We start from the raw sequence: 10569 nt of genomic DNA, 5'->3' as shown, positions 1-10569 counted from the left end.
TTGAACTTATAGTTCAGTACTTTTCAACGACCAAAGGAAATTTAATGTTTGGTACTCAAAATGGTTTGTTCTTTTTTTGTGCGGAGTACCGTTTCCAGTGCTCCGCTACGCTGTCAATCCAATATGTTAATGAACTTGTTTCTTGTTTCTCTCGGCGAACTCAATCGCTAAGCGGGTGCAAATATAAAACCTTTTTTATTAGTCTGCAAAACTTTTTGCTTCTTTTATTTTAAGGTGATAATGAACACTTTTTCCCTTGTCTCGGCGGCCTCAGGCCCCTCGTTTGCGGGGTGCAAATATACAACCCTTTTTACTTTACAGACAAACTATTTTTGCTCTTTTTTTGATTATTTTTCTTGGCGCTGAAAATGAATTACTTACAGACCTAAAAAGTTGCATACTTCCCTTACCTATTATTTACGCGATGCCCGCGTTAGCGATGGAGCCCCTGTCTGAACTCTTTGGCGGTGCCCCAGCGGCCGCCAAAAGTGAGGGGCGAGAGCGCGGTGGATTGCCCCCTTGGGCAATACAAACGCCATAATTATTGAAATGGACAGTATTACTTTAAACAACTACACCTTTATATATATCGTATATCAGATACATGACGCAATCATTCTTGACTAAAATTATATTGGCCATGGAACCCAGAATGAGCATCGGATGTAAATAGCGTTGTCATACGATCTCATAAGAAGCTTTCGGGTGGAGATCTGAGGGAGCAATTGGCCCTATATATTGTAGCGAATACTACTAGTCATCTTCAGCAAAACGAATTGCGGATTGGATAGAGGCAATATAGTGGACATCTCTAACATCTATTATAGAAGTAAGTATTTTGTCATCGGCATCCGTACTCGGATAATTGAAATAACGATCAGCTTATTCGAAAATGAACCTATGACAAATGTGTTTTCACACCAACAACACCCAAATACATCCTACATATATATATAAGGTATCGGTTACAGGAAGAAATTCCAAACCAATCCGAAACGGATGGTGAAATCTCTGTACGGATTGTTGGGTGCGGAAAAGAAATTATATCCTGTAAATGATGAATTGAAATGTTCCGCTTTTACAAAAATGCGTGTCTGTCTTATTTTGGCATTGACAAAAAAGTCCAACCTTGGGAAATTACCAATACTGGTTTGGTTTTGGGTATAGAATTCAGCCAACAACGGATCATAAGCATCCATGCTATAGTCCGTAAAATAGTTGAGCGTGATTCCCGTTTGCAAAAAGAGTGCCTTTTTAAATAAGTGATCAGAAAAATAAAGCGTGTTACGCGTCACAATTTGTGGAACGTTCAATACGCCTTCGCCATCTAGCACATTTTGATATAGTATGGTATTATCTAAAGCGAACTTCCCAAACTGGATTTCCTTGGAAAGATCAATCTTTAAATACTTCAAAGTTTGATCAGCTTGCATCGGCTTTACACTATTATTACTATCCTTTCCAAAATAGGTGTAATTAGTAATGGTAGAAAATTCAATTCCCGCCGTAGCGATACGGTCCGAAACCACTTTAAAAGCTAAATTCTGGGTTTGCACATTTTTAAATGCATCACTATTGTCCCAATTGTAATTTAGATAATCACTTTGATGCAGTAACATATTATAATTAGCTTGTTTAGAACTGGTGTTCAAACGTGCCAATACATTAAAATCCTCACTCAGTTGATAAGAAGCATTTAGATCTAAATAGTTTCCATTAAAATCACCAGAAATATTTAATCCAAAATCACCATTTAAACGAAAGCCGCCAATTGTATTTTTATAACTCCCGCCAATTCCGAACACACTTCCCTTTAATCGGTTGGCTATTTGGTTGCCGTCAATAACGGTTACGGCATCATAACCATAATTGTAGTTGTTGTAATCGGCATTGAATTGCAATTGTCCGAGGGTTTTGTTTTGGTACTGAACGAAAAATCGATTAGAGAACTCTTCTAGTTTTACCTTATCATTTATGGAATTGCTTAAAAATGCGGGGCCGAAAAAATCATTGCGTGCCTCTTGGGTGAATTGATAGTATTTATCTTCAAAGGAAATGACCTGACCCACGCTCAAACTATTGGATACGCTATCAGACGGTTTTAGGAGATTGTATTGATGGTCTAAAAAGAAGCGTTTGCCTTCGAGATTATTTTCAGCATCTTCAAAATTTGGAGCAAAAACAGATCTATCAATAAATTCAGGATCGCCAGATTTGAAGTTTTCGACGTCTTCATCGGTCAATCCACCATTTTCCTCATTAAAAATATCTTGCATAACGATATGTGCTCGCGCTTGATATTTATGGTTCTTCGTGATATAATTACTGGTGAATCGGAAATTACCGGTACTGGTTAATATGTTTTGGTACTTACCCAAAGAACGCAGCCCTTTATAAGCTATCGAGAAGTTAAATTGTTTGGAAACATTCACCGTAAAGAAAGCATCTAAGAGTTGCCCTTGCTGAAATGCAGTTTTATACATCAACTCTGTTAAAGGTGTTGGCACATGATAGTAGCTAATATCTTCAATTTCCATATAATTGAAATGCTTGCCACGCGCACCAAATAACGGCATTGATCGCTTAGATTTATAATCGTGGGTAAGACTGGAATAGGTTTGCCCCAAGTTTGAAAACGGCAATAATCCAAAATCATCCTTTCTCAGATAATTGAATTTGTAATCTTTTTTAATGTGGAGGGACGTATCTACATAAGTAGTATCTCTATCGATTCCTATAATAAGATAATCTTCAATATTGGCCACCTTGACTTTTGGTGAGGCCTGCACGGTGTCTCTCCCCTGACCTTCTCTAGAAAAGTTGGTTTGACTAACTACGGCAGTTATATTGGAAAGTAATAGAACCCCTAGGAAAAAAACTTTATTCATTATCAATTATTGAGTGACAAAAATAATAATATAACTTCTATTTGGCTTCGATATTATGGAGATAATGAAAGTAAATAACAAGAACAGATTATCCCTATTACTCGAAAATCGTATTTCAAAAAATGAAAATCTGCTTTACATCTGTCATAGTTCTTATACACGTATAGGTCAATTAACAAATAAAATAGATGCCTACATACATTAGTTCGCAGTTTAGCCTTAGTTGAAATTATTATAAAACAAAAAATCCGCCCAAGGGGCGGATTTTAAGATTATTTAAAAATATTGATTAGAAACCAAAGTTCTGTACAACATTAGCATTTACATCTACTTCACCAGATGGAATAGGTAAAGCAAAGTTATAGTTACCGTAAGGTACCAATCCATGAGTAATTAAAACTGGATCTGGATTAGGAATATCCTTTTTAGTACGTGCTAAGTCATGGAATCTGAAACCTTCAAATGCCAATTCTTTTCTACGCTCTAATAAAATATTTTCTTTAGTAGCTGCTAAGTAAGCAGTAGCACCACGTTTTGTAGGAATCATGTTTAAATATAGTAAAGCATCTACCGGGTTACCAGTTTCTAATAATGCTTCAGCATATAACAATACTACTTCCTCATATCTTACAACTGACACGTTATCTTCATAAGGTGCTGTTGATGGATATTTACCAACGTTACGTAATGCTCCGTTAGCGTGTTTACCAATTACTGAAACTGGACCTCCAACTGCAGGATCATAATCAGTTGCGCCTGCCCTAAAACCTAAATCAAATTCAAAATTGTTTGATGCTTATTAAATAAAACTTTCATATTTAACTTATTACGTTAATTAAGTTTAACACTCTTTTGTAACAACTTTACTAGTGTCATATATACCTTGTCTCTTTATGATCTTTACCACAAATATAGACTTGATTAAATACGACATATTATTAGCAGGTCACAGAATTGATAGGAGAAAATTTATTCAATTATAGGGTTAAAGCGATAAAAGAAATTACAAAGAACATATTATAACATCGATTAGGGTTCAACATTATTGAAATAATAATGTTGAAGAAGAAGTGGCCTTAAAATAGATTTACATGTTCAATCTTAAATTAAAATAATTAAAAAATTTAATTTTAAAAAAAAAGCAACCTTTTCAGGTTGCCTTTAGTATTTAAATAAATCCTTGATTAAAAACCAGGATTTGGTTGAATGTTTTTATTAACATCCAATTCTCTTTGTGGAATTGGGAAAATTAATTTAGGATCTTGACCATACACGTGAGTATCTACCAAATTTCCAGCAGGATCATATTGAGGGATGTCTAAACCTTGTCTCAACATATCCCAATAAGTTTGACCTTCAAAGAACAATTCCTTTTTTCTTTGTTCTCTAACCTGTGCCAATGTAACACCTACAAATGGAGCTAATCCTCTGTTGGTAACGACTCTATTTACGTCATTATCAGCTTCAACTGGATCAATCCCTAAAATTAAGTTAGCTTCAGCTCTTGTTAAAAGAACTTCTTCAAAACGAAGGAATTTGATACTATTATTACCACTCATATCAGGATATTTTGAACTAACATACTTATTTCCGTTAGTAACGGTAAACGCCTTACTACGAATATCTGCCGCATCAAAAGAATTAACGAAATCTGCTACAGGTCTAATATCACCATACCCTTGCTTTTTATAAATATATGCAAGTGAATTTGTACCTAATCTAGCTTTATCACCAACAGCGATTTCAAAAATTGAATTTTGAGAAGTTAGATTTTCACTAAAAGAATTTAAATATAAATCAGCACCAACAACCTTATAATCAGTATTTCCAATAACTACACTTGCGCGGTCATAGGCTAACTGAATACTTTCAGGTGTGTTTTTATAAAGGTAATATCTTGCTGCTAAACCATTAGCTGAGTAATAGTTAATTAAATCTTTTGGACCTTTTAAAGTTCCACTCTCTTCAAGTAATGCAATACCAGCTTCGAAATCCGCAGTAATTTGTGCATGCGTTTCAGCAACTGTTGCACGGGCAGGTTTATCAGCACCAGTGTTATACTCTAAGATTAATGGTACACCCAAAGTTCCACCTGTATGCTCTTGACCGTATAGTTTTAATAAGTCAAGATAAGCGTTAGCTCTCCATACTAAAGCTTGGCCTTTAATGTTTTTAATCTCAGCTTCTCTAGATGCATTTTGAAAAGTAGAATTAATGATAACATTTAACTGACCAATAACTCTGTAAATTTGAGTGAATGTGTCTGCTGCATAAGCATCAGTAGAGATCATATTATAATATGCGGGACTTCTGAAACGTCCTGAGTTAGCATCACTAAATGCTACATCTCCTCTTACAGTTCCAAATACAATCATATCACGGCCATAATACGTAACATCTTTCGATCTTATCATAGCTCCAGACATCAAGGCTTTCAGATCCTCAACACTCTCAATATTTTGTGGAGTCGTAGAGAACTGTTCATTCTCTAGGAAATCGTTACTACATGCAGTTACTGTCAATAAGAACAGTCCTGCGAATAAAATTTTATATATATTTTTCATTTTCTATATTTTTTAAAATGATACTTTAACACCAACTGTATAACTCTTAAGCGGTGGTAAATCTAAATCAGTAACACCAGAAGTTCTAGTTTCAGGATCGTGCTCTAATAAATCATCAAACGTGTAAGTAATTATGTTTGTACCTCTTAAATATAGTAAAACAGAACTAAATGTTGATGATGGAAAAACCTTTGTAAAGTCATATCCTATTTGTAAGTTACTAAATCTGATGTGATCTCCGTCATATAAGAATCTAGTAGATGTAGCTTGGTTTTGGTTTGAGTTATTGTAAACGTTTTTAGGATTTAATGCAACATCACCAGGCTCTTGCCATCTATCTAAGTTATTAGCATATCCAGGGTAGCTAAGAGTGTAGGATCCTGCACTTTGTAAGTAAGCCGCCCAACCATCGTAAACTTTATAATCAAAAGCAAACGTAAGCATAGTTTCAATTGAGAATCCTTTATAGCTGAAGTTGTTTATGAAACCACCTGTGTAATTAGGCAAGGAATTGCCTTGAGTTGCTCTTTCCGCTTTGGAATAAACATTTGTCGTAGCACCATCTTTTCCATTAATATACCATAACGGATCTCCGTTAGCAGGATCTACACCAGCCCATTTTCTCATATAATACGTATTGATACTTTCTCCTTCTCTTAATATTTTTGTTCCAGAGATTACATCATTTTGAAGTAATGAAGTTAATTCATTTTCTACAAAAGAGAAGTTAATACGAGAATTCCATTTGAAGTCATTATCAAATATTCTACCTCCTAAACCAATTTCGAAACCTTTGTTCTCGAGTGATCCAGCGTTAACAAACTTAGAAGTTTGACCTGTTGTAAGAGACAATGGAATTGAATATAATAAATCTTCAGTTTTTTTGATGAAATAATCAAAACTACCTGTTAATCTATTGTTGAATAATCCAAAATCAAGACCAAAGTTTAATGGCTTATTAACCTCCCAAGTTAAATCTGGGTTTGCAACACCTCCAACAAATAATGGAATACGTCCACCGTACTCACCACCAAATGAGAAATATTCTAAACTAGAAGTAGAACCGATAGATGCATTACCTACTTGACCGTATGAAACTCTTACTTTTAATTCATTTACTGAAGAAGCATCGAAATCTAATCCTTTTGCAACGTCATAAGCTCCAGAAACAGACCAGAAGTTACCCCATTTGTTCTCTTCAGCGAAGTTAGAATTCCCTTCACGTCTAAAAGTAGCATCTAAAAACAATTGATTGTCAAAATTATAACTCAAACTACCTAAATAAGCAGCATTAGTAGATTGACTTCTTGTTCCAGCAGCACCTAAAATATTAGACCCTACAGATACTGTATAAAATCCACCTTTACCATATCCTTCTGAAGAAGCAGATACATTTCGGTAATGATTTTTCTGAGCTTCTTGTACTAATAATACACTAAAGTTGTTTTTATCTCCTAAGTTAAAATCATAGTTTAAAGAGTTTTGGAACACATAATCAAACACTCGAGTGTCATATGCGTAAGCTCTACCTTTTGGAGTGAAACCATCTCCATGTAATGGATTTTGGTAAGAATCTTCCTCAATCATTGTGTTGTCTAAAGACAATCTTGAGCTAAAGTTCAAGTTTTCAGTAATATCATAAGAGAAGTCTGTAATACCTGTTAATTTCAATGTACGTGCTTTGTTAAAATTATTTTCTAACAACATAGGCACGTTAAATAAACCATTTGACATTCTTGGGTTACCAGCAGGCCCAATATAGAATGTACCGTCTTCATTACGAACAGGGTCAGAAGGTCTTGCAAAATACTTAGCTAACATTGGGTTAGCAAATCCACCACCAGATGATAGTGTTTTCAAGTTTGTAAAACCTGCATTGATATTTTGACCAATTGTAATTTTATCACTTAATTTATAAGTAACTTTTAATCTACCAGATGTTCTGTTAAACATAGAGTTTCTTACTATACTCTCCTGATCGAAGAAACCTAAAGAAGAAAAATATCTTAATTTATCAGTACCTCCTGAAACAGAGAAATTTACTTGTTGTTGGTTTGCAGTACCACGCTCAATGGCATCACCCCAGTTAGTATCAACTCCATTAGGATTCAATCTATCATTGGTATAACCCTCATAAGCGGAGCCTAAAGCATTTACTAAACCTTCATCAACAAGTTCAGCCCATTCAGCAGCTGTTAAATTTCTTGGTCCATCTACAGCCTTTTCATTGAAGCCTGATTCTATACTAAAACCAAATCTAGGACTTCCAGATTTACCAGATTTTGTAGTGATTAGAATAACACCGTTTGCAGCTCTTGCACCGTATATTGCAGTTGCAGAAGCGTCTTTCAATACAGTCATAGACTCGATGTCATTACTATTGATACTTGATAAGACATCAGAAGTTGTGTTAAGTCGAGAGTAATCACCAGAAATTACTGGTACACCATCAATAACATAAAGCGGTTCAGTTCCAGCATTCAATGAACTTATCCCACGAATTCTAACCACAGAGCCAGCTCCTGGTTGTCCACTACCTGCATTTACCACAACACCAGTAGAGAAACCTTTCAACAAGTTATTCACACCTGCAATTGGTCTATCCTCCATCTGATCAGCACTTACTACAGAAGCAGAACTTGTTTCGTTTACAGTACTCTTTGTACCATAACCTACTACCACTACTTCATCAAGAGCAGCAATATCTTCTTGCATTGTAACATCGATAGTGTTGCTTGAACCAACAACTACTTCTTTTTTAACCATACTCACAAAAGAGAACACTAATGTTTCTCCAGTACTCACTTTAATGGCATAATTACCATCAAAATCAGTTTGGACTCCACGAGTCGTTCCTTTTACAAGCACATTCACTCCAGGTAAAGGCAAACCATCTGAAACAGATGTCACCGTACCTGAAACAGATTTCTCTTGTGCAAGAGAAATTTGCATCACAAACGCCATAAAAAGCGTCATTAACCATGTTAACTTTAATTTCATAAAACAATTATTTGAGTTAGTCTTGCGCAAACATCATAATAATATTATAAAAAAACAAGTATAACCTTTAAAAATATGTTAACGCTTAAAACAGGGCGATACCGCGAGATACAAGCGTAAAGCCCTAAACCTGAAGTCTTCACGCATACCCTTCCTATCTTCTTACGAAGTAATAAAAATTAATGTTTTTTAACACCTTGCAAATTTCACTAGATAACCGCTTGATTGTATGATACTTTTTTTACGATTGTGAGAGCATATTGACCCAAGATGGGCAAGGATAATGGGTTTTAGGTATAAATTAACGACTTTATACGTTTTTTATTAAAATTTAGAATTATTCGCAATTTGGGGTATCCTACGGATGGCGGGGCCTTGCGCCTATTTTCCCTATACTGTAATTGATATTTCGATCTCCGCTTTTGTCATTATAATGTATGATTATCGTACACTTTATCATTGAAGGATAACTTTCTCATATATTCAACTAAGTATTGCTTTTAAATTAGATTACAAATTTCTTCCCTACGTTAGATCGGTTAAGGTTTATTTCAGCTATCCATTAAATAACCCAAGGCACTATTATAACCACACACCCACGAGTGCAACAAAAGGACACCTCATACCTTTTGAAAATGAGCTTTAAAAAAAAAAGGCAACCTTTTCAGGTTGCCTCTTCAATATAAATAAGATTAACAAAGATTATCTGTTTGCGTTAACAGAATCATCGATATTATCATTAGCATCGATTTCTCTTTGAGGAATTTTCAAATAGAATGCTTTATCATTTGGCGCTAAGTCCATAACGATTCTATGGTTTGGAGTTCTTTGAATACCTCTTTGCAATCTTCTTGCATCAAACCATTCAACACCAAATTCACCATACATTTCTTTTCTTCTTTCCAAAAGAATCTCTTCTTCTAAAGCAGCACCACTGTTTGTACTTTTAACAGCTTGTGGATCTCTGTTTAATTGAAGTGCATAAAGTAACTCATGAGCTCCTAACTGATCTCCTTGACGGAATTTTGCTTCAGCTTCCATAAGGATCATCTCTGGAGTTCTCATTACTACGATATCACTATCAAAAGCGAAGGTAAATTTACTTGTACCAACTGAACGGAATCCAGAATATCCTGTATTAAAGAATGTGTTACGAGCGTCAGTTTCTGAGAATGTATCAGAGAAGTTAGAGTTAACAAATACGTTGTTATACGCTGGGTTAACTAAATCAACAAAGGCAGAAGGCGCATTGTAATAGTAGTTTGATTGGTCATCAGATTGTGGAAGACCCCAAATCCATTCTGGATTATTGATGTCACCAAAACCATCTTTGTAAGCATTAGGAGCCAATGCAGCATTTACATCACCACCGTATGCATTATGAGCCGCCAATTCAGCACCTTCCCAATTTTCCATTACTAAATATACACGAGCCAATAAACCGTTTGCAACTTGAGCGTTCACATAAGATTTACCTAATCTTGAATTATCAAGGTTAGCTACAGCAAAAGTTAAATCGTCAACAATCAATTTATACATTTCTCTTAAAGTAGACATTGGGTTACCTGTTAGAGATAAATCAGTATAGATTGGAGGTGCAGGAGCATCAGGATCTTTAGCATAAGTTAACTGAAACTCTTGTGCCAATTGAAAATAATAGAATGCACGCAACGCTTTACCTTGAGCAGATAATTCAGCTTTATCAATCTCTGATAAGTCAGAAGCCTCTACACCATTAATAAGCGTGTTGGTTTGATTAATCATATAGTAAGGAAACTGCCATGTAAATACAGTTCTTCTATAGGTAGGCTCTCTATTGTCATTTGCATAATCAAAGCTCCACCATGAAGTTGCATGGATAAAATCATTTCCTTTAATTGTTCTTGCAAAATAAAGTGAGTTCACACCACCAGCATCAGTAGCTGTAAATTGTGCACGAGCTCTTCTTTGAATTCCCGAAATGTAAGCTTCAACACCTGTACGAGAACCAAAAATTACTGATTCTGAAACGGCTTCTGTTGGAGCTGGTTCGTCCAAGAATCTATCTGCACACCCTGTAAAGGTTAGGGCACCTGCGAACAACAAGACTCCTAATTTTGTTATTTTTTTCATAAATT

General features: G+C 35.2%; 5 protein-coding genes. All 5 read right to left on the bottom strand.

Features of this window, described 5'->3' with window-relative positions:
* Positions 1 to 965 precede the first annotated feature (965 nt).
* A complete protein-coding gene (locus Q0947_RS12995; RefSeq protein ID WP_299398316.1) occupies positions 966 to 2888 on the bottom strand; it encodes a putative porin in 1923 nt (640 codons plus the stop codon).
* A gap of 289 nt (positions 2889 to 3177) precedes the next feature.
* Entirely contained in the window at positions 3178 to 3600 is a 423-nt protein-coding gene (locus Q0947_RS12990; RefSeq protein WP_299398364.1) for a RagB/SusD family nutrient uptake outer membrane protein, read from the bottom strand.
* Positions 3601 to 4072: 472 nt separating this feature from the next.
* Positions 4073 to 5452 carry a RagB/SusD family nutrient uptake outer membrane protein gene (locus Q0947_RS12985; RefSeq protein ID WP_299398312.1) on the bottom strand — a complete coding sequence of 460 codons (1380 nt, stop codon included), beginning with the start codon at positions 5450 to 5452 and terminating at the stop codon, positions 4073 to 4075.
* Positions 5453 to 5464: 12 nt separating this feature from the next.
* Entirely contained in the window at positions 5465 to 8482 is a 3018-nt protein-coding gene (locus Q0947_RS12980; RefSeq protein WP_299398309.1) for a TonB-dependent receptor, read from the bottom strand.
* 672 nt (positions 8483 to 9154) lie between these two features.
* A complete protein-coding gene (locus Q0947_RS12975; protein ID WP_299398305.1) occupies positions 9155 to 10564 on the bottom strand; it encodes a RagB/SusD family nutrient uptake outer membrane protein in 1410 nt (469 codons plus the stop codon).
* Positions 10565 to 10569 lie beyond the last annotated feature (5 nt).

It is taken from the genome of uncultured Gelidibacter sp. (assembly GCF_947500795.1).
In the GTDB taxonomy this organism is placed as follows: domain Bacteria; phylum Bacteroidota; class Bacteroidia; order Flavobacteriales; family Flavobacteriaceae; genus Gelidibacter.
Note: the sequence above shows the minus strand (reverse complement) of the source record. Positions and strands in the feature narration are given on the sequence as shown.

What these genes read in the sequence shown, in the direction of transcription:
- Q0947_RS12995 (WP_299398316.1), bottom strand. Translation starts at nt 2,888, where the DNA reads ATGAATAAAGTTTTTTTCCTAGGGGTTCTATTACTTTCCAATATAACT.
- Q0947_RS12985 (WP_299398312.1), bottom strand. Translation starts at nt 5,452, where the DNA reads ATGAAAAATATATATAAAATTTTATTCGCAGGACTGTTCTTATTGACA.
- Q0947_RS12975 (WP_299398305.1), bottom strand. Translation starts at nt 10,564, where the DNA reads ATGAAAAAAATAACAAAATTAGGAGTCTTGTTGTTCGCAGGTGCCCTA.